This is a genomic window from Mesorhizobium sp. M7A.F.Ca.US.010.02.1.1 (genome assembly GCF_004023085.1).
GTDB lineage: Bacteria > Pseudomonadota > Alphaproteobacteria > Rhizobiales > Rhizobiaceae > Mesorhizobium.
On record NZ_RZRV01000037.1, the window covers coordinates 1 to 22117 of the forward strand.

25 protein-coding genes are annotated in these 22117 nt (G+C 61.2%); 16 read left to right on the plus strand and 9 right to left on the minus strand.

Going from position 1 to position 22117, the window contains the following annotated elements; all coding sequences use genetic code 11:
- Nucleotides 1-168 precede the first annotated feature (168 nt).
- The gene (locus EOA19_RS27150) at nucleotides 169-825 is read right to left on the minus strand and encodes an outer membrane protein (RefSeq protein WP_023812630.1); all 657 of its coding nucleotides are present in this window, start codon (nucleotides 823-825) and stop codon (nucleotides 169-171) included.
- 413 nt (nucleotides 826-1238) lie between these two features.
- Here EOA19_RS27150 and EOA19_RS27155 point away from each other — a divergent pair, with 413 nt between their 5' ends.
- The 6 genes from EOA19_RS27155 (at nucleotide 1239) to EOA19_RS27180 (ending at nucleotide 6373) form a co-directional block, all read left to right on the plus strand.
- Entirely contained in the window at nucleotides 1239-2003 is a 765-nt protein-coding gene (locus tag EOA19_RS27155; RefSeq protein WP_023812629.1) for an SDR family oxidoreductase, read from the plus strand.
- Nucleotides 2000-4063: an excinuclease ABC subunit UvrC gene (uvrC, locus tag EOA19_RS27160; protein WP_023812628.1), complete on the plus strand. Its 2064-nt coding sequence runs from the start codon at nucleotides 2000-2002 to the stop codon at nucleotides 4061-4063. The genes EOA19_RS27155 and uvrC overlap by 4 nt, the downstream gene beginning before the upstream one ends.
- 100 nt (nucleotides 4064-4163) lie before the next feature.
- The gene (gene pgsA / locus EOA19_RS27165) at nucleotides 4164-4760 is read left to right on the plus strand and encodes a CDP-diacylglycerol--glycerol-3-phosphate 3-phosphatidyltransferase (protein WP_023673449.1); all 597 of its coding nucleotides are present in this window, start codon (nucleotides 4164-4166) and stop codon (nucleotides 4758-4760) included.
- A 1-nt stretch (nucleotide 4761) separates the two neighbouring features.
- Nucleotides 4762-5019, plus strand: coding sequence for a molybdopterin converting factor subunit 1 (gene moaD / locus EOA19_RS27170; RefSeq protein WP_023812627.1), 258 nt, complete (start codon nucleotides 4762-4764; stop codon nucleotides 5017-5019).
- A gap of 1 nt (nucleotide 5020) precedes the next feature.
- Nucleotides 5021-5497, plus strand: a complete 477-nt coding sequence (locus tag EOA19_RS27175; RefSeq protein ID WP_023812626.1) for a molybdenum cofactor biosynthesis protein MoaE — start codon at nucleotides 5021-5023, stop codon at nucleotides 5495-5497.
- Between the two features lie 111 nt (nucleotides 5498-5608).
- Nucleotides 5609-6373 (plus strand): YbaY family lipoprotein, encoded by a 765-nt coding sequence (locus tag EOA19_RS27180; protein ID WP_023812625.1) that lies wholly within the window; start codon nucleotides 5609-5611, stop codon nucleotides 6371-6373.
- 69 nt (nucleotides 6374-6442) lie between these two features.
- On the opposite strand, the gene ndk is transcribed toward EOA19_RS27180, so the two are convergent.
- The gene (gene ndk / locus EOA19_RS27185; protein ID WP_013532476.1) at nucleotides 6443-6865 is read right to left on the minus strand and encodes a nucleoside-diphosphate kinase; all 423 of its coding nucleotides are present in this window, start codon (nucleotides 6863-6865) and stop codon (nucleotides 6443-6445) included.
- A 345-nt stretch (nucleotides 6866-7210) separates the two neighbouring features.
- On the opposite strand from ndk, the gene EOA19_RS27190 reads away from it, so the two are divergent.
- Nucleotides 7211-7468 carry a DUF2934 domain-containing protein gene (locus EOA19_RS27190; RefSeq protein WP_023812624.1) on the plus strand — a complete coding sequence of 86 codons (258 nt, stop codon included), beginning with the start codon at nucleotides 7211-7213 and terminating at the stop codon, nucleotides 7466-7468.
- A 17-nt stretch (nucleotides 7469-7485) separates the two neighbouring features.
- Here the strand turns inward: EOA19_RS27190 and EOA19_RS27195 are convergent, their stop codons facing one another.
- Complete coding sequence (locus EOA19_RS27195) at nucleotides 7486-8178, minus strand: glutathione S-transferase family protein (protein ID WP_128305352.1); 693 nt, start codon at nucleotides 8176-8178, stop codon at nucleotides 7486-7488.
- A 60-nt stretch (nucleotides 8179-8238) separates the two neighbouring features.
- Here EOA19_RS27195 and EOA19_RS27200 point away from each other — a divergent pair, with 60 nt between their 5' ends.
- The gene (locus EOA19_RS27200) at nucleotides 8239-8751 is read left to right on the plus strand and encodes a DinB family protein (protein WP_023812622.1); all 513 of its coding nucleotides are present in this window, start codon (nucleotides 8239-8241) and stop codon (nucleotides 8749-8751) included.
- A 48-nt stretch (nucleotides 8752-8799) separates the two neighbouring features.
- Here EOA19_RS27200 and EOA19_RS27205 read toward each other — a convergent pair whose 3' ends face one another.
- Together EOA19_RS27205 and EOA19_RS27210 are read right to left on the minus strand one after the other, a co-directional pair.
- Nucleotides 8800-9390 (minus strand): GNAT family protein, encoded by a 591-nt coding sequence (locus tag EOA19_RS27205; RefSeq protein ID WP_206535255.1) that lies wholly within the window; start codon nucleotides 9388-9390, stop codon nucleotides 8800-8802.
- 1 nt (nucleotide 9391) lies between these two features.
- Nucleotides 9392-10351, minus strand: a complete 960-nt coding sequence (locus EOA19_RS27210) for a LysR substrate-binding domain-containing protein (RefSeq protein ID WP_023812620.1) — start codon at nucleotides 10349-10351, stop codon at nucleotides 9392-9394.
- 110 nt (nucleotides 10352-10461) lie between these two features.
- On the opposite strand from EOA19_RS27210, the gene EOA19_RS35430 reads away from it, so the two are divergent.
- The 5 genes from EOA19_RS35430 to EOA19_RS27240 all read left to right on the plus strand — a co-directional run bounded on the left by EOA19_RS35430 (nucleotide 10462) and on the right by EOA19_RS27240 (nucleotide 15077).
- A complete protein-coding gene (locus EOA19_RS35430; RefSeq protein ID WP_023812619.1) occupies nucleotides 10462-11295 on the plus strand; it encodes a hypothetical protein in 834 nt (277 codons plus the stop codon).
- Between the two features lie 45 nt (nucleotides 11296-11340).
- The gene (locus EOA19_RS27225) at nucleotides 11341-12267 is read left to right on the plus strand and encodes a DMT family transporter (protein ID WP_128305353.1); all 927 of its coding nucleotides are present in this window, start codon (nucleotides 11341-11343) and stop codon (nucleotides 12265-12267) included.
- Entirely contained in the window at nucleotides 12260-12463 is a 204-nt protein-coding gene (locus EOA19_RS27230) for a hypothetical protein (RefSeq protein WP_023812617.1), read from the plus strand. The genes EOA19_RS27225 and EOA19_RS27230 overlap by 8 nt, the downstream gene beginning before the upstream one ends.
- A gap of 162 nt (nucleotides 12464-12625) precedes the next feature.
- Nucleotides 12626-13075 (plus strand): MucR family transcriptional regulator, encoded by a 450-nt coding sequence (locus EOA19_RS27235; protein WP_023812616.1) that lies wholly within the window; start codon nucleotides 12626-12628, stop codon nucleotides 13073-13075.
- 124 nt (nucleotides 13076-13199) lie between these two features.
- Nucleotides 13200-15077 carry an ABC-F family ATP-binding cassette domain-containing protein gene (locus tag EOA19_RS27240; protein WP_023812615.1) on the plus strand — a complete coding sequence of 626 codons (1878 nt, stop codon included), beginning with the start codon at nucleotides 13200-13202 and terminating at the stop codon, nucleotides 15075-15077.
- Nucleotides 15078-15321: 244 nt separating this feature from the next.
- Here EOA19_RS27240 and EOA19_RS27245 read toward each other — a convergent pair whose 3' ends face one another.
- Nucleotides 15322-15660, minus strand: coding sequence for a helix-turn-helix domain-containing protein (locus EOA19_RS27245; protein ID WP_023812614.1), 339 nt, complete (start codon nucleotides 15658-15660; stop codon nucleotides 15322-15324).
- A gap of 135 nt (nucleotides 15661-15795) precedes the next feature.
- Here EOA19_RS27245 and EOA19_RS27250 point away from each other — a divergent pair, with 135 nt between their 5' ends.
- From EOA19_RS27250 to EOA19_RS27260, 3 genes are all read left to right on the plus strand, one after another.
- Nucleotides 15796-16710: an NAD(P)-binding domain-containing protein gene (locus EOA19_RS27250; RefSeq protein WP_128305354.1), complete on the plus strand. Its 915-nt coding sequence runs from the start codon at nucleotides 15796-15798 to the stop codon at nucleotides 16708-16710.
- The gene (locus EOA19_RS27255; RefSeq protein WP_031213540.1) at nucleotides 16703-17116 is read left to right on the plus strand and encodes a GFA family protein; all 414 of its coding nucleotides are present in this window, start codon (nucleotides 16703-16705) and stop codon (nucleotides 17114-17116) included. Before EOA19_RS27250 ends, EOA19_RS27255 begins: the two co-directional genes overlap by 8 nt.
- A 135-nt stretch (nucleotides 17117-17251) precedes the next feature.
- Entirely contained in the window at nucleotides 17252-19360 is a 2109-nt protein-coding gene (locus EOA19_RS27260; protein ID WP_023812610.1) for a molybdopterin oxidoreductase family protein, read from the plus strand.
- A 137-nt stretch (nucleotides 19361-19497) separates the two neighbouring features.
- Here the strand turns inward: EOA19_RS27260 and EOA19_RS27265 are convergent, their stop codons facing one another.
- The 3 genes from EOA19_RS27265 to EOA19_RS27275 all read right to left on the minus strand — a co-directional run bounded on the left by EOA19_RS27265 (nucleotide 19498) and on the right by EOA19_RS27275 (nucleotide 22013).
- Nucleotides 19498-20001, minus strand: coding sequence for a hypothetical protein (locus tag EOA19_RS27265; protein ID WP_128305355.1), 504 nt, complete (start codon nucleotides 19999-20001; stop codon nucleotides 19498-19500).
- Between the two features lie 313 nt (nucleotides 20002-20314).
- Nucleotides 20315-21457, minus strand: coding sequence for an NAD(P)/FAD-dependent oxidoreductase (locus tag EOA19_RS27270; protein ID WP_128305356.1), 1143 nt, complete (start codon nucleotides 21455-21457; stop codon nucleotides 20315-20317).
- A 76-nt stretch (nucleotides 21458-21533) separates the two neighbouring features.
- Nucleotides 21534-22013 carry an Lrp/AsnC family transcriptional regulator gene (locus EOA19_RS27275; RefSeq protein WP_128305357.1) on the minus strand — a complete coding sequence of 160 codons (480 nt, stop codon included), beginning with the start codon at nucleotides 22011-22013 and terminating at the stop codon, nucleotides 21534-21536.
- Nucleotides 22014-22117: the final 104 nt, after the last annotated feature.

Consider the following 22117-nt stretch of genomic DNA (forward strand, 5'->3'; position numbering starts at 1 on the left):
GATAAATCGGCTGTATGTCCTATGCGACCTGGCATCTCAAAACACGAACAGGATGGAAACGAATCTCCATCCTGTTCGATAGGTCTTACCAGATCCTCATCCAGCCCAACTTAAGTGAACTGCATTAGGGCGCGAGGCCCGGCTTTTTCGTGTCGTGGCTTGAACGACTTAGAACTTCATACCGACGCCGAAGGTGACGCGGTTGTCGGTGGCCTTGACCTTGCCGATGCCGTCGAAGCTCTTGCTGCCGAAGTCGGTGTAGCGGTACTCGACGCGGCCGAAGACATTGTCGGTCAACTTGATGTCGGTGCCAACACCGGCGGTCCAGCCGAGCATCGTTGCGCGATCGCTGGCCCCAAGGACGGTGTCTTCCACCTTCAGGCTTCTGCCGGCGAGACCGCCGGTGCCATAGAGCAGGATTTCTGGGCTGACCGCGTAGCCGAGACGGGCACGCAGCGAACCTTCAAAGCCGGCCTTGGAGTCGATGCCGTTGTCGTCGCCCTTGACGCCGTTGTAGCCGAGTTCGGCTTCAGCGCCGTAGACGAAGTTCTCCTGCTGCCACTGATAGCCGCCGAAGACACTGCCGACGAAACCCTTGGTATCGGTTTCAACGTCGAAATCCTTTTCCTTGGTCCGGCCGCTGAAGCCATAGCCGACGTTGAGACCGGCGTAGGGGCCGGCCCACGAAGCGACCGGAAGTTCAGCGATCGGCGCAGGTGCCGGCGGCTCTTCCGAAACCACGTCAGCAGCATAGGCAGTTCCGCTGAGGGCGAAGAGGCCGAGCGCAACGGCCAGCGGCCGTGCGAATTTGAGATTGGCTTGCATTGTTCTTTACTCCTTAAGCCACAGGACACAGGCTTGTTTCTCACGATCGCCATCTACCCGTCCGGGGGGTGAAACGGATCTGGCGTTCGTCGGTTCCAAATGTCGTGTCAAAATGCGGCTGAAGCGAACCTGAACTTGGGTCATTCCCCGGCACGAATGAGGCAGAACCTTGACGTTGCATCTTCGCAACAGCGAAATGGCAGGAACCATCCCGTGCTGCGCTGCACACCGCTTGGTGCAAGGACTCCAGCACCCTATATTGCGGTCGGGCGCGCCCGAGTCCAGGGCGGGCCGGGATGTCCAAACGGCCGTTTCGCCACAATGCTGCCCAAGGTGCGAACACCATTTAACGCATGCCGGGCCATATTTCGCCGGCACTGCTTTTTCGGCCCGAAATTGAGGATTGACACCATATGAGCAAAGCCACTGTCACGGCGCTGGTGACGGGCGGGGCCAGGCGGATCGGCAGGGCGATCGTCGAGGATCTCGCCGCCCACGGTTTTGCCGTCGCCATTCATTGCAACCGCTCGCGCACCCAGGCCGATGTGTTGGCTGCCGAAATCATCGCCGGAGGTGGCCGTGCCGCCGTGGTCGCCGCCGACCTGACCGATATGGACGCCGTTGGCGATCTCGTCGGCCAGGCGCAAGCAGCGCTCGGACCGATTCCGCTGCTGGTCAACAATGCGTCGCTGTTCGAGGACGATTCGGTTCTGGATTTCGAGTGGCGGGCCTGGGACCGGCACTTTGCCGTCCATGTGAAAGCGCCCGCGCTCCTGGCGCAGAATTTCGCCCGGGCGTTGCCGGCAGGGCAGGAGGGCCTGATCGTCAACATGATCGATCAGCGCGTCTGGCGGCCGACGCCGCGCTACTTCTCCTATGCGCTGTCCAAGTCGACGCTGTGGACGGCCACGCAGATGATGGCGCAAGCGCTCGGCCCCAGCATCCGCGTCAATGCCATCGGCCCGGGGCCGACCCTGAAGAACGCGCGTCAGGATGACAGCGATTTTGCAGCCCAAGTCGATGGCTTGGTCCTGAAGCGCGGCCCGGATTTGCCGGAATTCGGCGCCACGATCCGCTATCTCTGGGAAGCGCGCTCGGTCACCGGCCAGATGATCGCGCTTGATGGCGGCCAGCATCTTGCGTGGCAGACGCCCGATGTGACAGGCATGACGGAATGAGTCCCGTAGACCACAAAAGCAAGCCGCGCGGCGGCGCCGACGATCTGCCCCCCGATATCGACGTCGAGGACGAGGCAGTCGAGGAGATCGTTGAAACCGTCGGTCCCGATGTCGCCTTCACCGCCATCGACTGGACGCCGCATGCCGGCGACGCGGAAGGCATGATCGGCGCCGAGGTGATCCAGACGCTGGTCAAGCGGCTGCCCAACGCGCCCGGCGTCTACCGCATGATGAACGCTGCCGGCGATGTGCTCTATGTCGGCAAGGCGCGCAGCCTGAAGAAGCGCGTCACCAACTACGCGCAAGGCCGCTTCCACACCACCCGCATCGGCCGCATGGTGCGCGAAACGTCGACGATGGAGTTCGTCGTCACCCGCACCGAGATCGAAGCGCTGCTGCTCGAAGCCAACCTTATCAAGCGCTTGCGGCCGCGCTTCAACGTCCTGATGCGCGACGACAAGTCGTTTCCCTATATCCTCTTGACCGGCGACCATGTCTCGCCCGGCATCTACAAGCATCGCGGCGCGCGCTCGCGCAAAGGCGATTATTTTGGGCCCTTCGCCTCGGCCGGTGCCGTTGGCCGCACCATCAACTCCCTGCAGCGCGCCTTCCTGCTCAGGAGTTGCACCAACTCGTTCTACGAGAACCGCACGCGGCCATGCCTGCTTTATCAGATCAAGCGCTGCGCCGGCCCCTGCACCGGAGAGGTTTCGCACCAGGACTATGCCGAACTGGTCAATGAGGCGAAGGACTTCTTGTCCGGCCGCAGCCAAAAGGTGAAGACGGAAATCTCCGCCGCCATGCAGCAGGCGTCGGAAGCTCTCGATTTCGAGCGCGCCGCGATCTATCGCGATCGACTTGCGGCCCTGTCGCATGTGCAGAGCCACCAGGGCATCAATCCGGCTACCGTCGACGAAGCCGATGTCTTCGCCATCCATCAGGAAGGCGGCCAGGTCTGCATCCAGGTGTTCTTCTTCCGCACCGGCCAGAACTGGGGCAACCGCGCCTATTTCCCCAAGGCCGATCCGGCGTTGGAAGCAGCCGAGGTGTTGGGTTCGTTCCTGGCGCAGTTCTATGACGACAAGCCGACGCCGCGGAACATTCTTCTGTCGCATGGCGTCGAGGATCAGGAACTATTGGCCGAGGCGCTCTCCACCCGCGCCGGCCGCAAGGTCGCGATCTCCGTGCCGCAGCGTGGCGAGAAGAAGGACCTGACCGACAACGCCCTGCAGAATGCCCGCGAGGCGCTCGGACGCCGGCTGGCTGAAACCTCCACCCAGGGACGCCTGCTTGCGGGTTTCGCCGAGACATTCGGCCTGCCGAAGCCGCCGGTGCGCATCGAGGTCTACGACAATTCGCACATCATGGGCACCAATGCCGTTGGCGCCATGGTCGTCGCCGGGCCGGAAGGTTTTGTGAAGAATCAGTACCGGAAATTCAACATCCGCTCGACCGAGATCACGCCTGGTGACGATTTCGGCATGATGCGCGAGGTGATGGAGCGACGGTTTTCGCGGTTGCTCAAGGAGCATGGCGATGTCCCGGCTGGCGATGCAGTTGATGGTTCGGCAGACGATATGGAGGACGATATCTCCGGCAGCTTCCCGGCCTGGCCCGATGTCATCCTGATTGACGGTGGCCAGGGCCAGATGACCGCGGTGCGCAAGATCCTTTCGGATCTCGGCATCGAGGACCGCGTGGTTGCCATCGGCATCGCCAAGGGCCAGGACCGCGACGCCGGCCGCGAACGGTTCTTCGTCAAAGGCAGGGACTCGTTTTCGCTGCCGGTTCGCGATCCCGTGCTCTATTTCGTCCAGCGGCTGCGCGATGAGGTCCATCGTTTCGCGATCGGTTCGCATCGGGCGCGCCGCAAGAAGGAGATGGTCAAGAGCCCGCTCGACGAGATCAGCGGTATCGGTCCAGGCCGCAAACGCGCCTTGTTGTTGGCCTTCGGCACCGCCAAGGCGGTCAGCCGCGCCGCCATCGAGGATTTGAGGAAAGTCGACGGTATTTCCGAGCAGGTGGCGAAACTGGTCTACAATCATTTCCATGAGAGCTGACAGCAAGGATGCTATTTTCGTCTGGTCAATCGATTCTCGCCTGTTGACCCCCTACATTCGCTTCTGATTTGAGTAGGCAGGCAGAAAGAGTTTCCCAGATATGGCCAAGCGCGCGTTCAACCTGCCCAATATGCTCACCTACGCCCGCATCGTCGCGGTGCCGCTGGTGGTGCTATGCTTTTTTCTCGAAGGACATCTGAAGTCGAGCGACTTTGCCCGCTGGTCGGCGCTGATCATCTTCCTGCTCGCCTCGATCACCGATTATCTGGATGGCTATTTGGCGCGCGCCTGGCAGCAGACCTCCAACATCGGCAAGATGCTCGACCCGATCGCCGACAAGCTGCTGGTCGCCACCTGCCTGCTGCTGCTGGCCGCCGACACCGATCGCCATGCGGGCATTGCCGGCTGGTCGTTGTGGGCCGCGATCATCATCCTGTGCCGCGAAATCCTCGTCTCGGGCCTGCGCGAATATTTGGCGGCGCTGAAAGTTTCGGTGCCGGTGACGCAGCTGGCAAAATGGAAGACCGCCATCCAGATGGTCGCCATAGCGTTCCTCTTGGCCGGACCGGCCGGCGACAAGATTTTTCCGCTGACCACCCAGACCGGGCTGGTGCTGCTGTGGATCGCGGCGCTGGTTACGCTCTATACGGGCTACGACTATTTCCGCGCCGGCCTCAAGCACATCATGGACGAGTGAGATGACGACCCGGCTCATTTATTTTGCCTGGGTGCGCGAACGCATCGGCCTGCCTGAGGAGGATGTCGACCTGCCTGCCGGCATCGAGACGGTCGCCGATCTCCTGCGCTGGCTGAAATCGCGCGGCGAGGGCTACGAGCACGCGCTGCGATATCCCGACGTGATCCGCGTCGCCATCAACCAGGAACATGTCGAGCACCGCGAGAAGATCGCGGGCGCCCGCGAAATCGCGCTGTTCCCGCCGATGACCGGGGGCTGACATGAGCGGCGGGGTCTTACCTGTCGTGCGCATTCAGCGCCAGGATTTTGACGTCGCCGCCGAGATCGCCAGACTGACGCAAGGCCGCGCCGATATCGGCGCCGTGGTGACCTTCTCAGGCCTTTGCCGCGACGAGCAGGGCGCGCTCTCAGCGCTCGAGCTCGAACACTATCCCGGCATGGCCGAAGCGGAAATCGCCCGCATCGCTGCTGAAGCGGTCGAGCGTTGGCCATTGCAGGGGCTCACCGCCATCCACCGCCACGGGAAGATCGCGCCCGGCGAGAACATCGTGCTGGTCGTGGCAGCCTCGGCGCATCGCCATGCGGCGTTCGAGGCGGCGAATTTTCTGATGGACTATTTGAAATCGCGCGCGCCCTTCTGGAAGAAGGAGCATCGGGCTGACGGCTCGGAGGGTGGCTGGGTCGAGGCCAAGGAGGCCGATGCAACGGCCGCGCAACGCTGGTCTCAGTCCGAATAAGATCCGCCGCAGCCATGCATTGACCGCAATCCTTTGGCCAATTGGCAGGATTGGTCAGCCTGGGGCATTGGCAGCCCGGGGCATTGGCAGCCAGGGGTGAGGGAGATGGTCATGCTGGACAGGATCGCGGAGTTCTTCATCTTCGGTTTCGTGCCTCTGGTCGTCGGCATATTGGCCGTTCCGGACCAGTCTGTTGCCGCCGAACAGGCCGTGAGGGGCGAGGTCATCTATCGCGAGCGCATTGCCTTGCCGCCCAGTGCCGTGCTGTCCGTACAACTTGCCGATGTGTCGCTGGCCGATGCGCCTGCCACCATCATCGGCGAGCAGAAAGTGCAGCCGGCCGGCCAGGTGCCGATCAGCTTCGAGATCAAATTCGACCCTTCCGTCATCCGGTCGCAGATGACCTACGCGTTGCAAGCCCGCATCACCGTCGATGACAAGCTGCTGTTCATCTCCGATATGCGCCATCAGGTCGATCCGCTGGCCGACGTGCCGCAGACCATCATGCTGAAGATGGTCACCCCGAGCGCCGAGCCCATGGTTTCGGTCTTCGATCAGCTCTGGCTGGTCGACTATGTCGACGGCATCGGCGCCATTGCTGCCCCGCAAGCGACATTCAGGGTCAGCGAGGCCGGCAAGGCGGGCGGCAGCGGCCCCTGCAACACCTATTTCGCCACTGCCAAACTCGATGGCCAAACGATCGTGATCAGAGACATCGGTTCTACCTACAAGGCCTGTGCGCCCGAGGTGATGGCCGAGGAAAAGGCGCTGTTCGATGCGCTGGCCAAGGCGGCGTCATACCGTGTCGATGCCGGCAAGCTCATCATATCGGACAAGGACGGCCGCGAGATCCTGCGCTTTAGCGCGGCGAGCTGACCCCCCAACGAAGAAGGCCGGCGAAACGCCGGCCTTCTTTTTACGGGATCCAAGGTCTGGACTATCGGCTCAGCCGACGATCTCGGTGTCCGAGAACCAGTACTTGATCTCTTCTGCCGCGGTCTCCGGTGCGTCGGAGCCGTGCACGGAGTTTTCGCCGATCGACAGCGCATGAACCTTGCGGATGGTGCCTTCGGCGGCGTTGGCCGGGTTCGTGGCGCCCATCACTTCGCGGTTCCTGGCAATGGCGTTCTCGCCTTCCAGCACCTGGACGACCGTCGGTGCCGACGACATGAATTCCACCAATTCGCCGAAGAAAGGGCGGTCCTTGTGGACGGCATAGAAGCCTTCCGCTTCGCGGCGGCTCATCCAGACCCGGCGCGAGGCGATGACGCGCAGGCCTGCCTCTTCCAGCATCCTGGTGATGGCGCCGGTGAGATTGCGCCGGGTTGCGTCCGGCTTGATCATGGAAAATGTGCGTTCGAGCGCCATGGGTCGTCCTTGTCTGAGAATGGAATTGAGAGTGGCGGGCTCTATACAAGCCGCCCGGCCCATTGCCAAGGGGTGAGGAACGGTCCGCGCGGCGGACGGAAAGCCAACTGCTTGGCTTTCCGAGTGACGAACGGTGAAAGCCCGGTCCGCCTTCGGGCGGATTGAAAGGTCCAGTGGACCTTTCAAAGGGTTTGAACGCCCGAAGGGCAGGGAGCGAGAGCGAAGGGCCGGACGGCTGCGCGTTTCTGCGGCAAGCCGGCCCCGTTCAGACGGCTGCACAGCAACGCTTTGCTTGCTATAGTCGCGTGTCGGCGCCGCGCTGAGGTCGGGCCGTATGGAGACACCATGACCATGACAGACGATCGTCAGGAACGCATTCGCAACCGCGCACACCAGATTTGGGTGCAGGAGGGCCAGCCGGCTGGCCATCATGAGCGCCATTGGCATCAGGCGGCCACCGATGTCGACCAGGAGGACGCCGCAGGCAAGTCGGCAGCCAAAAAGCCAACCAGGAAGGCAGCTGGCGCAGGCAAGGCAAAGGCCGCCCCCAAGGAGGCAAAGGCTGCCACGAAGGCCGGCAAGCCAAAGAAGGCGGCCAAGTAAGTTACTGCTTTACGGCGTCAAGCCGCGGCGGCGACCTTTCGTCCCAGCCCGCCATGCAGGTCGAGGCAGCGAACGAACCACTGCGCCACCACGTCGCCATCGTCGAGCAGTTGGTAGGGAGAGGCTATGCGCGCCCATTGCAAGGCGCCGAAGACGATATAGTCGCTAAACAGCGGCGACGCGCCGCCGATGAATGGCTGATAGCCGAGCATTGAACGCAGCGGCTCCAGCGCGGCGCGGAATGTCGCCAGCCCGGCGTCGCGCGCGGTGACGACGTCCTCCAGCGTCTTGCCAAAGCGTTGCTCGCGGCTCCGGCGGAAATAAGCGGCGTTCTCCTCGTCCTGCATGGTGTGGAGGTCGATGATCGCGGCGGTGGTCACGTAGGGATGGATGGTCAGTTGCGACCAGCGCTCGACGAAACGAGCCATCGCCTTGCCGCCTTCACCGCCAAACAGCGTCGGCCGGTCCGGATAGGCTTCATCGAGATAGAGGGCGATGGCGAAGGAATCCGCGAGGACCGTCTCGCCGTCGCGGATCACCGGGACGGTTTTCGAAACGCCGCCCTCGACAGCGGGCACCTCGAGAAAGCGCGTCGGCACGGTCGATATGTCGAGCCCCTTGTGGGCGACCGCCATCGCCACCTTCCAGCAATGCGGGCTGAACGGACGTGTGCTGTCGCGTCCGACGAGATCATAGAGCAGAATGGTCATTGGCGGCAGGCCCTTCAAGCGTTAGGTAGGCCCCGCATCGACGCGAGCCGAGGGGAAGCCATGAGACAGCATTTCATGATGTTTGCGGCCTATAATCAATGGGCCAATGGCCGCATCTATGAGGCCGCCGCCGAGCTCGATGATGAGGAATTCAACCGCGATGTCGGTGCCTTCTTCGGCTCGATGATGGGCACGCTCAACCACCTTTTGACGGCCGACCGCATCTGGATGAAGCGCTTCACCGGCGAGGGCGACGCGCCGACGACACTGGATGCCATCCTGCATCGGGGGTTGACCGGCCTGCGGGCGGCGCGTGAAGCCGAGGACAGGAGGATCATCGATTGGGTCGGCGGCCTCAATGACAAGGCGTTGACGGGCCGCTTCACCTACATGACCGTCTCGGATATGCGCACCGTCTCGCAAAGGCTGGCGCCGGCGCTGGACCACGTCTTCAACCACCAGACCCATCATCGCGGCCAGGCGCATACGATCCTGACCATCCTGGGACGGCCAAGCCTGGGGTTGGACCTGATGCTTTTCCAGCGGACCGAGGAGGGCAGGGCTTTCGCCTGATCCGGTGGCGTTTTGCGTAGTCGGTCCGGGGTTGAAGAGCTTGCGCCACTATCGCTGCATTTTGTGCTGCAGCATCGTCTTTACCTCGGGCCACTCGGAATCGATGATGCTGAACCGGACGGAATTGCGCTTCCGACCGTCCGGCATGATCCGCTCGTTGCGAACGATCCCTTCCTGCTTGGCGCCAATTCGCAGGATGGCTGCCCTTGACGCGTCGTTCAGTTCGTCTGTGGTGAATTGCACACGGACACATCCCATGAACTCGAATGCATGGGCCAGGAGAAGATACTTCGCCTCGGTATTGACCCCGGACCGCTGAACCGAACTGCTGAGCCAGCTATGCCCGATCTCCAGCTTTCTATTCGTGCGATCGATCTTCCAAAACCGCGTACTTCCGCAGATCACTCCCGTGCTGCGCATGACGATTGCATAAGGCATGACAGTGCCGGCCCGTCGTCCAGCCAGGGCATTGGCAATATATCCATCGATCGTGTCTGGCCCGGGGACCACGGTGGCCCTCAGGTTCCACAACGCACCATCCGCTGCCGCGCTCAGAAGCCCCGACGAATGTGCCTGCTGAAGTGGCGTGAGCTCAACAATCTTTCCGACCAAGGCGGGCTGTACGGATTGCACGTCCATTTCAGGCAGCCGTCGAAGCTTCGCCCCTGATTTCGCTGTCCAGCTGGCACTGCGTCAGAGCCGCTTCCGCCATCACCCACTGCTTGAACAACTGGACCTTGCGTGCGGCAAGGCCTTTCTGCGGAGAGACAAAATACCAGCCAGCCGTGTTGGGATGGTGGACGGCGAAGGGAGCCACCAGCCTTTCGGCGCGGATGTCGCTGGCCATATAGGCACGGTTGGCCACCGCAAATCCCATCCCGGAATTGGCTGCCTCGTAGGACATCATGCACGAGTCGAAATAGATGCTCTTGGTCTCGCTGAGCACGAAGCTGGCGCCGGCGAAACCAAGCCAGGATTGCCAATTCTGGGTGCAGGTGTCGGAATGCAGCAGGGTGAAGTGCTTGAGGTCGTCCGGTGTCACCTTCGACAGCCGCTTATCGCCGAGGACTTCGTGGAACAGCTTGCGGCTGCACACCGGTGTCAGGTCTTCGCGAAACAGCAGATCGGATTGCAGCCCGTGAAAGTGACCGTCGCCATAACGGATTTCGAGATCGAATTCCGAGGCCGTGAACTCATGCGTCGCGTAGGAGGTCGAGACCCGCATCACGATATCGGGATATTGCTGCTGGAACAGCGGCAGGCGTGGAAATAGCCAGCGTGCGGCAAAGGTCGGCAGCACCGATATTTTTAGCACATGCTCCTGCGATTGCCCGGTCGCTTCCATGCTGGCGGCGACGATTCGCTCCAGCGCCTCGCGAACGCGCGAGACATAGGTCTCACCCTCCGGCGTCAACGAGACCGCATTGCCGCCGCGCTGGAAAATCTTGAAACGAAGCTGATCCTCCAGGCTTTTCACCCGCTGGCTGACCGCTGAAGCGGTAATGAACTGTTCTTCGCCGGCACGCGTGAAATTACCGTGCCTTGCAGCACTTTCCACGATTTTAAGCGAATTGAGGTTGACCTGACTGAGCAGACGCACGGTTTCGACCTTAAGCTTGGCTTACACTAGCACCAGCATTCCTAATTTTACAGGGGTGGGTGAATTAATCGACTGTTTACCAAGTGTTGCCCCCATCCTGGAGAAGTACAATGAACGCCCATACCATTCCCGAACTGCGTTATGCGATGAGCCGCGAAGCCATTATAGGCCATGAAACCGCCTGGAAAGTGTCGAGTTTCGGTGTCGCGCAATATCTGCACGGCTATGACCCGGCACTGCTTGCCGCGATCGAGGAGGCTGCCCTGAAGCTCAAGGCCAGCCATGCCGTGCACAAGCACCTCGATCTGACCTTCATCACCGGGGCCGACCGTTTCATCCCCGAGATCAAGGAATTGCTGCATGACAAGCTGCGCCTGGAGCGGCTGTCCGACATGATGGGCACCAAGCTGGAGCCCTATCCGCTGTCGATCGTCGGCTCGACGGTCACCTTCATGAATCCCAAGGACGGCGCCGTGGAGTGGCATTGCGATGGCGTTCCGGTCACCGAGCTCATTCCATTGTCGATCAGCAATCCGCTGGTCGGCGGCCACCTCGAAATCTACTGCGACGACTCCGAAACCGGCCGCGCCATTCTCGAAGCCGGCCGCGAGATCCCGCGCAACAGTGTCATGCGCATCGATCACAAGATGAACTACGCGACGCTCGGGCAATTCCTGGGCGTCCTGCATCGCACCGCTCCGATCCGGTTCGGCGAGCGCGTCACGCTGGTGCTCAACCAGCGCTCGGTGGCCAAGCCCTATGTCGACGACAACAGAATGTTCTATCTCGCCGCCGACAATGACCACGACCGTGAGTGGGTCAGCGAACTGGCCGAAGATGTCTGGACCAACCAGTTGCCGGCCTATCGTCGGTTCGAGGCAGAGCATCCCGTGCCCGCGGCCGTCGATGCACCGGTTCCGGGCGGCGCCAGGGAATCATGGTAATGAACCAAGATCCCGAAAAGTCGGAACCGGTTTTCGGACAGGATCATGGTCGAACAGCAAAATAGAATCCCATGCCGATTGTTTCGGCAGGGATCCGGCTCGATATCCGCGTTGGTCTTCGCTGCCGGTGCGGTGGCGTTGTGGTCCACCAATGCGCTGGTCGGCAAATCCCTGCTGGCCAGCCACCCGGCGTCGCAGGTCCAGTTCCTGCAATTTGCAGGCGCTGCACTCGTCTTCGCCGCCATCCGATTGATGAGCCGGGAAAGAGTAGCACCGGTCACGGCCGGGGCGGCGCTCATCTCTGTCGCAGTCGGATTCATCGGTCTGGTCGGCACCATGGTGCTGCAATACATCGCCTTCGCTTCGATGCCGGTCATCGAGGCCAATCTGATGGCCTACACCTGGCCGTTGATGGTCGCGGTGGCAGTCATCGCCTTGGAAAATCCGCGGCATCCGGCCCTGTTGGGTCTCGCCACGGTGGTAGGCTTCATCGGCGTCGCACTGGTGATTTCGGGAGGGCGCAGCCAATCCTGGTTCCAGGGCGATCTGGTCGGCTATCTCGCCGCATTCGGGTCGGCGCTGTGCATGGCCTTCTACTCGATCATGGTGGGACGGGTCGCCACCCCAGCGGATCGCCTGTTGCTGCCATCGTCTTTGATTGGCGTCGCTTTGACGTTTCTATGGTGCGCTCGCGACGGTTTCACCTGGCCCGTCGGCGCGGACCTGGCTCTCGGCCTTTATCTCGGCACCGGTCCGATGGGCTTGGGCTACTATTTCTGGTCGCGCGCCTTGAAGCTTGAAGGCAGCGGCAGGGTCGCGGTGGTCGCCTATCTCACGCCGATCGCCTCGACCCTGCTTTTGACCTTGTCCGGCGAGCGGCTGACGGTGACGGCCATTGTCGGAGCTATCCTCGTCATCGGCAGTTGTGTCGCGGTCGGTGTGGAACGTTCGGAGGCCGAAAACCATGTTTGACGAGAATGAGCGTCTGGCTATTCAGGAAGCGAATTGGCTGATCGATGAATTCGGCGCCGAGGCACCGCTTTACGCCGCGATGAGGGCCGAAAAGGCGATAGAACAAAAGGATTTCGCGCGTTGCGCCCGCTGGAAGCGTATTCTGGAGATATTGGACGAAAGTCCTGCCTCTAAGTCTGCTGGTTCCAAGTATTAGATTTTCTAATTTGCACAGCGTCGATTTTGCATGAATGCTATTTTTGCTGATTCTTGATTCTTTTATGAGGCTTGGCGGTCCGTTGGGGGACGCGGTTAAAGAGATACATCGACACAAGTCTTCGCTGGGGTGGATGATTTTGTCGCAAATAAGGTGAAAGAATTGTCAAATATCGATGATAAGACCGTTATCGAGCTGACGGCCGATATTGTCTCGGCCTATGTAGGCAACAATCCGCTTCCGGCTGCCGGCCTGCCCGAGCTGATTGCCAGCGTCAGCGCCTCGGTTCGCAAGCTCGCCGGTGCGGCTGTCGCGGAAGTCCCAAACCTGGTTCCGGCCGTCAATCCGAAGAAGTCGGTGTTTCCCGACTACATCATCTGCCTTGAGGACGGAAAGAAGTTCAAGTCGCTCAAGCGGCATCTGCGGACCGACTACGGCCTGAGCCCGGACGACTATCGGGCCAAATGGGGCTTGCCACCGGACTATCCGATGGTTGCACCAAACTACTCGGCGACGCGATCGGCGCTGGCAAAGTCGACGGGACTTGGCCGCAAGCCGGCAGCAGCGCCGGCCGCTGTCGCCAAGGCAACGAAGCGCAAGGCGACTGCCTGAGAGCAGGCAAGCCACTGTTCGGCTGCTTTGACGGCGCCCTAGCGGGCGTCGTTTCGAGGCCTTGTGCGGCCAACTGGCCCGCAAGGCCTTGCGAAGCGTTGATGTCCGGTGCAAAAGCGCGGCCATGCTGATCATCAACGACCTATCGCTCCGCATGGCCGGACGCTTGCTTCTCGACCATGCCTCGCTGACCTTGCCGGCCGGCACCAAGGCCGGCCTTGTCGGCCGCAACGGCACCGGCAAGACGACACTGTTCAAGGCCATCACCGGCGATTTCCCGTCCGAGACAGGATCGATCAGCCTGCCGAAGAGCACCCGCATCGGCCAGGTGGCGCAGGAAGCGCCGGGCACCGAGGATGCGCTGATCGAGATCGTGCTCAAGGCCGATCTCGAACGCACGGCGCTGCTCGAAGAAGAAAAGACGGCGACCGATCCGCACCGCATCGCCGACATCCATATGCGGCTGGCCGATATCGACGCGCACTCAGCCGAATCCCGCGCCGCCACCATTCTCGCCGGCCTCGGCTTCGACGACGCTGCCCAGAGGCGTCCGGCATCGTCCTTCTCCGGCGGCTGGCGCATGCGCGTGGCGCTCGCTGCGGTGCTGTTTGCCGAGCCCGACCTTCTGCTGCTCGACGAGCCGACCAACTATCTCGATCTCGAAGGCACGCTGTGGCTGGAAAACTATGTGTCGAAATACCCGCACACAGTGCTCTTGATCTCGCATGACCGCGACCTGCTCAACCGCGCCGTCAACTCGATCGTCCATCTCGACCAGAAAAAGCTGACCTTCTGGCGCGGCGGCTACGACCAGTTCGAGCGTCAATATACAGAGCAGAAGGAATTGCAGGAGAAGGGCCGGGTCAAGCAGGAGGCCGCCCGCAAGCACATGGAATCCTTCGTCGAGCGGTTCCGCGCCAAGGCCTCCAAGGCGAGACAGGCGCAGTCGCGCATCAAGGCGCTGGAAAAGATGAAGCCGATCGCGGCCCTCGTGAACGATTCGGTGCGGCCGTTCTCCTTCCCCGAGCCGGTGAAGACGGTGGCCTCGCCGATCGTGGCGCTGAACAACGTCAATGTCGGCTACACCGAGGGTCAGCCGATCCTCAAGAAGATGACGCTGCGCATCGACGCCGACGACCGCATCGCGCTGCTCGGCGCCAACGGCAACGGCAAGTCGACCTTCGCCAAATTGCTGTCGGGCCGGCTGAAGCAGGAGAGCGGCACCATGACGGTGGCGCCCGGGTTGAAGGTGGCGATCTTTGCCCAGCATCAGCTCGACGATCTCCGGCCGGACGAAAACGCCTACGAGCATGTCCGCCGGCTGATGCCGGAGGCCCCGGAATCGAAGGTACGCGGCCGCGTCGCCCAGTTCGGCCTCACGACCGAGAAGATGAACACCGCCGCCAAGGATCTGTCGGGCGGCGAGAAGGCGCGGCTGCTGATGGGGCTGTCGGCCTTCGAGGGCCCAAACCTGTTCATCCTCGACGAACCGACAAACCATCTCGACATCGACAGCCGCGAATCGCTGATCCATGCGCTGAACGAATTTCCCGGCGCCGTCATCCTGATCTCGCATGATCGCCATCTGCTGGAGGCAACCGCCGACCGGCTGTGGCTGGTCAAGGACGGCGCGGTCAACCCGTATGACGGCGACTTGGAAGACTACAAGTCGCTGGTCACCGGCGTCTCCGGCGACCGCCGCGGCAAGCGCGAGGCCGACAAGGCGTCAAAAGCCGACCGCCGCCGCGATGCAGCGGCACGCCGCGCCGCCTTCGAGCCGCTCGCCAAGGAGATCCGCGCCACCGAAGCGCTGATGGACCGCATTCGCAAGCGAATCGACGGCATCGAGGACGAACTGTCCAATCCGGCGGTGTACGAAAAGGATCCCTCGACGGCGACCCGGCTGGCCAAGGAGCGCTCGCAACTGGCCCAGACACTGGCCGGCCACGAGGAAAAATGGCTGACTATGTCGGCCGAGTATGAGGAAGGCACGGCGGAGTGAGCAGCCGGCTATGCAAGCGAATTCATCGTGCCAGCCGCACGATGAATTGCCTGTGAACGCCGGGACGGTGTAGAGTAGCGGCGGATCCGGCAGATGGCTGAAAGGCCTGTGGCACAGATGCACTTGCTGCGGCTATTTTGCTCGACCGGACGACGCTGCCCGGCATCTATTGCCGCCTTTGGCGTTTAGAAGCGGACCGCGGATCACAAACTCTTCCGCGACCATGCACGAGTTCCTGCTTTTTTCAGGCGGCTTTCCGCTCGTCTTTCCATGTCTCGTGCCGCTTTCCCCATGCCGACATAGCGGTGACCGCATCGTTCAGACTCATGCCCAGGGTCGTGACCGAGTATTCCACGCGTGGCGGTACCTCGTCATAGGCGCGCCGGCTGACGAGTCCGTCGGCCTCCATCTGTCGCAATTGTTGCGCGAGCATCTTCTCACTGATTCCAGGCAACCGCCGGTGCAGTTCGGCGAAGCGGTGCGGCCGCAGGTGCAATTCCCACAATAGCGAGGTTTTCCACTTTCCGCCGATTGCCTGCATCGCGGCGGCAAAGCCGCAACTGTCTGGCTCCTTGCTCCTCATGTGACAACTCCTGACATGATTCCAATAGCTTACCTCAAGGTGCGTACTTCTCAACACAGCAAGAATATATATTTTTGGATCAGCGCGCCAAACACAAACCAATCCCTCGTCGAGAGGGCTATCGGAGAAGTCACCATGAAATCCAATGTCTGCGTGCTCGGCGCGGGCCGCATGGGCTCGTCCATCGTTCGAACGTTGCTCGACCGAAATTATCCAACATCCGTGTGGAATCGCACTGCAGCCAAGTGCCAGCCCCTGGCTGCTCTTGGCGCGAGGTTGGCCTCTTCAGTAGAGGACGGAATCCGGTCGGCCGATGTCTTGATCATAAACGTTCTGCATTATGCCGCCAGCGATGCGCTGCTCAAGCAGCGCAATGTCGCTTCGGCGCTGGCCGGCAAAGCCGTCATACAACTCACCTCCGGCTCAGCGCGTTTGGCGCGGGAGGAGGCGCGCTGGATCGAAGCGCATGGCGCCGGCTATCTGGACGGCGCGATCCTGGCGACTCCGGATTTTATTGGCAAACCGGACACCGCATTGCTGTATTCAGGATCCCACGCCGTCTACGAAGCGAACAAGACCCTGCTTTTTGCCCTTGGTGGCGGCACGAGTTATGTCGGCGAGGTGCCTGGCCAAGCCTCCGCGCTTGACACCGCGCTGCTCACCCAGATGTGGGGCGGGCTGTTCGGCGCGCTCCAGGGCATGGCTGTCGCCGAGGCCGAAGGTCTCGATCTGGATACGTTCAGGAGCCATCTGTCCGCATTCAAGCCGGTTGTCGATGCCGCTTTGTTCGATGTGGTTGACCGGACAAAGGCGCGCCTCTTTGCCGGCGACGACGCAACGCTCGCGTCATTGGGCGCCCACTACAGCGCCTTCCGGCATCTTCTCGAAGCATGCCAGGAGCGAGGTCTTGACGCGGCCATGCCGCGCGCAATGGACGGGATTTTTCAGCAGGCGCTCTCGCGCGGGCGCGCGGATGATGATTTTGCATCTCTCTCACCCCTGTTTGGAAATGGCTCGCCCCGTCCGGGCAGGGAGCCCGCGAATGCGTGATGGCAAGACAGAGCGAAGGGCGACCTGCTCGTGTCGCGGCGCGGAACTGGTTCTCGCCGGAGAGCCTCGGCGCGTCTATGCCTGCAGTTGCCTGGAATGCCAGAGATGCACCGGGGCAGCGTTCTCATACCGAGCCATCTATGCCGACTCCGCCATAGTCGCCCAGAAAGGCGAGACGAAATCCTGGCGACGAACCGGTTCGTCGGGGCAATGGCTGGAGCAGACATTTTGTACCACATGCGGATCGATCGTCTTCATGCGTGCAGAAGGCCTGACGGAAGCGCTGTCGGTATCTGTCGGCTGTCTGGAGGACCTGGAATTTCCGGCTCCGGCAATTCTCCATTGGCCCAACAGGAAGCACAAATGGCTCTGCCTGGAAGGCGTGCCCCTGGCGGAAGTCTCCTGAAGCAGACTGCCCCAGCATTGAGTGGCCGATCGGCTTCTTCCAAAGAGGAGAAGGCAGGGGGCTTGCTCGCCGAGGCAAAACCGTGCGCCGCATCTGGCCCTACACGCGGCGTTCTGAACCCGTTAGTCTTGCAGAATGAACCAGCACGCGCACCTCCGCATCGGCCATTCGGCCTGTCCGCATGATTGCCCCTCGACCTGTGCGCTCGAGGTCGAGCTGCTCGACGGCAAGCGCATCGGCCGCGTCCATGGCGCCAAGTCCAACAGCTACACGGCCGGCGTCGTCTGCGCCAAGGTCGCGCGTTATGCCGACCGCGTCCACCACCCCGACCGTTTGCTGAAGCCGCTGATCCGCGCCGGCGCCAAGGGCGACGGCGCCTGGAAGGAAGCAAGCTGGGAGGCGGCGCTCGACCTCGTCGCCGAAAAATTCATCGCGGCCGAGGAGAAATACGGCTCGGAGACGGTCTGGCCCTATTATTATGCCGGCACGATGGGACTGGTGCAGCGTGACGGCATCGACCGGCTGCGCCACGCCAAGAAATATTCGGGCTTCTTTGGTTCGATCTGCACCAATCTCGCCTGGACCGGCTGGATGATGGGCGCCGGCGCCTTGCGCGGGCCGGACCCGCGCGAGATGGCGAAATCCGACTGCGTGGTGATCTGGGGCACCAATGCGGTGGTGACGCAGGTCAACGTCATGACCCACGCCATCAAGGCGCGCAAGGAGCGCGGCGCGAAGATCGTCGTCATCGACGTCTATGAGAATGCGACGATGAAGCAGGCCGATCTCGGCCTGGTGCTGAAGCCGGGCACCGATGGCGCGCTGGCCTGCGCGGTCATGCATGTCCTGTTCAGGGAAGGCATGGCCGATCGCGCCTATCTCTCGAAATACACCGACGACCCGAAGGGGCTGGAAGCGCATCTCGAGACGCGCACGCCGGAATGGGCGGCCGGGATCACCGGCTTGACGGTCGCCGAGATCGAGGCCTTCGCCCGCCTCGTCGGCACGACGAAAAAGACCTATTTCCGCCTCGGCTACGGCTTCGCGCGCCAGCGCAATGGCGCCGTCAACATGCATGCAGCGTCCTGCATCGCGGCTGTCACCGGCAGCTGGCAATATGAGGGCGGCGGCGCCTTCCATTCCAATTCCGGCATCTTCAAGCTCAACCAGGATGTGCTGGAAGGCACGAAGATGCGCGATCCTTCGATCCGCCATCTCGACCATTCGCGCATCGGCCCGGTGCTGATGGGAGCCAGCGACGCGCTCTATGGCGGCCCGCCGGTGACGGCGATGCTGATCCAGAACACCAACCCGGTGAATGTTGCACCGGAGCAGCGGCTGGTGACGCAGGGTTTTATGCGCGACGACCTGTTCACTTGCGTGCATGAGCAGTTCATGACCGACACGGCCAAGCTTGCCGATGTCGTGCTGCCGGCGACGATGTTCCTCGAGCACGACGACGTCTACAAGGGCGGCGGCAACCAGCACATCACGCTCGGCCCGAAGCTGATCGAGCCGCCGGACGGGCCGCGCACCAACCATTTCGTCATCGAGCAATTGGCTGATCGCCTCGGCGTCGCCGATCGCCCGGGCTTCGGCCTGACCGAGCAGCAGCATATCGACATCATCCTGGGCAAGCGCGGGCTGGGCAGCTTCGACAGCTTGAAGGAAGAAAAGTGGGTCGACCTGCAGCCGGATTTCGACACCGCGCATTTCATCAGGGGATTTGGCCATGCGGATGGAAAATTCCGCTTCCGTGCCGACTGGACGGGACAGGCAGCGCCCAATCGGCCGCCGAAAAGCATGGGCCTGTTCGGCCCGGTGGCGCGGCTGCCGGAATTTCCTGATCATGTCGATCTGATCGAGGTTGCCGACGAGGCGCACCCGTTCCGGCTGACGACGTCGCCGGCGCGCAACTTCCTCAATTCGACATTCTCGGAAACGCCGGTGTCGAAGGCCAGGGAGGGCCGCCCGGAACTGCTTCTGCATCCCGACGATGCCGCAGCCCTTGGGTTGGCCGACGGCGATCGCGTCGAAGTCGGCAACACGCGCGGCGAAGTCGTGCTGCATGCGAAGCTGTTCGACGGCATCAAGCGCGGCGTGGTGATCGCCGAAGGCATCTGGCCAAACAGCGCCCATGAGCGCGGCGAGGGCATCAACGTGCTGACCGGCGCCGATGCGCCGGCGCCCTATGGCGGTGCTGCCTTCCATGACAACAAGGTCTGGCTGCGCGCGGCGGGGTGAGGGCGGCATAGCCGGTCAGGGATTTCCTGGTCGTGCATCTGGCGATGCGGCAACAATAGCAAGTATTGGCCGCGCGCCGTGCATAGCTGCGACGTTAATATTGTTGAGATTTCAGCGGGGGCTATGTATCGCGGAAGTTAGGAGGGATTCGAAATAATTTCGCTTTGGGATGGATGCACGTGAAGTTCATTTTCAAGAAATATTAGAATATTTTTTATTTGGTTGTTGAATGAAATCGAAATTATTAGGTGGAAAACCGCAAAAAATATGAGGTAGAAAAACATATCGGCCCCATTTTCATTGGTTACTAAGAAATATACCCATCCAAAAAAGGCTAAAATTAAAATAGGGTATGATATCAATGTCCCACTATTAGTAAATGAGCCACGTATAAAATTACCATTTTTGCCTTCAATAAACTGTGCCTTAAATGTTGTTATGTTTCTGTATACTCCAGCTTCAATCCAGAATTTCTTGTTAACTTTGTCTAAAAGCACACTGCTTACCAGGTTGCCGTGTTTTTCATTCGAATCAGAAATTTTAAAGAATAGATCTTTTTCTAATGTCTCATATTTAAAATCCCCAACCATTCTAGGGAGGACTAAAATTCTTAGGAAATTGCTATATCTGGGAGATTTCATGAAGCGCCGCTTGCTCTCTTTTACCAAATAAGAGGTTTCGCATAAACTCCCAATTTAAAGCTACGATTTTGTACCAGAGCTTTGCAACACCCTTTAGCGGGCTTTGCGTCATCTCACCACCATCACCCAATATTCTGGCTCTTCCGGCCGTGGCTGGCGTTTTTCCCATTCGACCGTAAATCCGGCTCCAGCTAGGGCCGCCCCCGCCCCAAACCAGGATCTCTAAAACACGATGGCGCTTGTCGCCGCCAAGCTGACGAAGGAGATTGCCAGCATGATGCTGACGACTGCGCTGGGATAGGCAGACCGCAGATCAAACCGGCAGGATTTCAGCCGCCTTGTTTCGGTCTCGTCGGAGGCTGATGTCGTCGGCGATCTGCTCTGCCTCGATCGAGATTTCGCGCAGCAATCCGGTGACCGGATTGTGAAACCCAATCAGATAAAGACCGAGGTCCGAAGCCCTCGCATTGACGCCGCTACCGCCTGGCTGGACGCCGGGCTCCAGCAATCTGGCATAGCCCGGCCGGAAACCGGTGGCGAAGATGATCGCATCGAACGCGCCATGCTTGCCATCGACAAAACGGGTGCCTTGTTCGGTGATCTCGGCAATATCGGGTGTGACCTTGATCGCGCCTTCGCGGATCTTGCCGACCGTACCGATATCGATCGTCGGGATGCGCGACGAGAGCGCGATCTGCTGCAGCATTCCTTGCCGCGGCCGCTTCAGCCCATATTTCCCCAGCCTGCCCAACGCCAGATCGAGAATGATAGGGAACAAGGCATCGTTGATGCGTTGCGGCATCAGGCGAGCCGCCATGCCGATCATCTGGATGGGCACGCCGAGCAGCTCGCGCGGCACGATATGGACGCCGCCGCGCACCGAAATCGTCGGTCGCGCACCGCCTTCCACCAGATCGAGCGCAATCTCGGCGCCGGTGTTGCCCATGCCGACGATCAGAACCGACTGGCCGGCAAAAGGCATGGCGTTGAGATAGTCGGCGCTATGCAGCCTTTTGCCCCTGAAGGCATCGGCGCCGGCAAATCCGGGCATCAGCGGCTCCGCGTTGTTGCCCGACGCGAACACCACGTTTGAAGCGTGCAGGGGGCCGGTTGTCGTGTCCACGAGCCAGCTTCTGCCTCGCCGGCTGATCGCCCGCACCGTTTCTCCAAATCTGGGCCGCAGATCGAAGCGTTGCGCGTAGGCATCGAGATATGAAGCGAACAGATCGCGCGGCACATAGCGCGGATACTCCCTGGGAAAGGGCACGAAGGGCAGCGACGAATAGCGTTTGGTCGTGTGCAAATGGACGCGCTCATAGTGGCGTCGCCACGCGGGTGCGGCCTGCTCCTCTTTTTCGAGCAGGACGAAATCCTGCCCTGCCTGCCGCAGGCACGCGGCAATGGCCAGGCCCGCCGGCCCGGCACCGATAATCGCAACTGGTGTGGTGTCGTCCAAGCGCGCCTCCCCCGACAAATTCGCTTCCGGAGAATGGCAAAAGCATGGCAGCCGGAGCCTGCCATGCCTGCAACGCTCAGCCGGGCAAGGGCACCATCAACCCGACCTTGACCCTGTCCATCGCAACAAACGTGCGGAACTTGCGGACATTGTTGCTGTCGAAGAACAGTTTTCGCGTCAGCGCTTCATAAGCGCCCATGTCGGCCACGGTGATGACCAGGATGAAATCGGCCTCGCCGGTGACATAGTAGCATTGCTGGATTTCAGGGGTCGCCGAGAATTGCCGCTTAGCCGCGTCGATCAGTTCGGCGCGTTCGCTCTCGAGTTCCACCTCGACGAAGATGGTGATCGGCTGGCCGACCGCCGCCGGCTCGATCACCGCGACATTGCCGGCGATGACGCCGGTCTGTTCCATGCGCTTGATGCGGCGCTGCACCGCCGGCGCCGACAGGTTCACAGCTTCGCCGATCAGCCGCTGCGGCGTCGTGTTGTCGCGCTGCAGGATGGCAAGGATGGCGAGATCGAAACTGTCGAGCGAGGGCGGGATTGCAGGCAATGAGATATTCCTGACGAAACAAATTTGCATTCGGGAGGCCATATTACAGCGCTCCTTGCGCCGATCCTGCAATATATTCTCGCTGAATGCCAAGGAGGCCTGCC

Coding starts and splice junctions, on each gene's coding strand:
- EOA19_RS27245 (WP_023812614.1), bottom strand. CDS start 15,660: ATGAGGAGCAAGGAGCCAGACAGTTGCGGCTTTGCCGCCGCGATGCAG.
- EOA19_RS27265 (WP_128305355.1), bottom strand. CDS start 20,001: ATGAAATCTCCCAGATATAGCAATTTCCTAAGAATTTTAGTCCTCCCT.
- EOA19_RS27200 (WP_023812622.1), top strand. CDS start 8,239: ATGAGACAGCATTTCATGATGTTTGCGGCCTATAATCAATGGGCCAAT.
- EOA19_RS27175 (WP_023812626.1), top strand. CDS start 5,021: ATGAGCGGCGGGGTCTTACCTGTCGTGCGCATTCAGCGCCAGGATTTT.
- EOA19_RS27240 (WP_023812615.1), top strand. CDS start 13,200: ATGCTGATCATCAACGACCTATCGCTCCGCATGGCCGGACGCTTGCTT.
- EOA19_RS35430 (WP_023812619.1), top strand. CDS start 10,462: ATGAACGCCCATACCATTCCCGAACTGCGTTATGCGATGAGCCGCGAA.
- EOA19_RS27255 (WP_031213540.1), top strand. CDS start 16,703: ATGCGTGATGGCAAGACAGAGCGAAGGGCGACCTGCTCGTGTCGCGGC.
- EOA19_RS27225 (WP_128305353.1), top strand. CDS start 11,341: ATGGTCGAACAGCAAAATAGAATCCCATGCCGATTGTTTCGGCAGGGA.
- EOA19_RS27230 (WP_023812617.1), top strand. CDS start 12,260: ATGTTTGACGAGAATGAGCGTCTGGCTATTCAGGAAGCGAATTGGCTG.
- pgsA (WP_023673449.1), top strand. CDS start 4,164: ATGGCCAAGCGCGCGTTCAACCTGCCCAATATGCTCACCTACGCCCGC.
- EOA19_RS27205 (WP_206535255.1), bottom strand. CDS start 9,390: ATGGACGTGCAATCCGTACAGCCCGCCTTGGTCGGAAAGATTGTTGAG.
- uvrC (WP_023812628.1), top strand. CDS start 2,000: ATGAGTCCCGTAGACCACAAAAGCAAGCCGCGCGGCGGCGCCGACGAT.
- EOA19_RS27155 (WP_023812629.1), top strand. CDS start 1,239: ATGAGCAAAGCCACTGTCACGGCGCTGGTGACGGGCGGGGCCAGGCGG.
- EOA19_RS27180 (WP_023812625.1), top strand. CDS start 5,609: ATGCTGGACAGGATCGCGGAGTTCTTCATCTTCGGTTTCGTGCCTCTG.
- EOA19_RS27250 (WP_128305354.1), top strand. CDS start 15,796: ATGAAATCCAATGTCTGCGTGCTCGGCGCGGGCCGCATGGGCTCGTCC.
- EOA19_RS27190 (WP_023812624.1), top strand. CDS start 7,211: ATGACCATGACAGACGATCGTCAGGAACGCATTCGCAACCGCGCACAC.
- EOA19_RS27195 (WP_128305352.1), bottom strand. CDS start 8,178: ATGACCATTCTGCTCTATGATCTCGTCGGACGCGACAGCACACGTCCG.
- ndk (WP_013532476.1), bottom strand. CDS start 6,865: ATGGCGCTCGAACGCACATTTTCCATGATCAAGCCGGACGCAACCCGG.
- EOA19_RS27260 (WP_023812610.1), top strand. CDS start 17,252: ATGAACCAGCACGCGCACCTCCGCATCGGCCATTCGGCCTGTCCGCAT.
- EOA19_RS27150 (WP_023812630.1), bottom strand. CDS start 825: ATGCAAGCCAATCTCAAATTCGCACGGCCGCTGGCCGTTGCGCTCGGC.
- moaD (WP_023812627.1), top strand. CDS start 4,762: ATGACGACCCGGCTCATTTATTTTGCCTGGGTGCGCGAACGCATCGGC.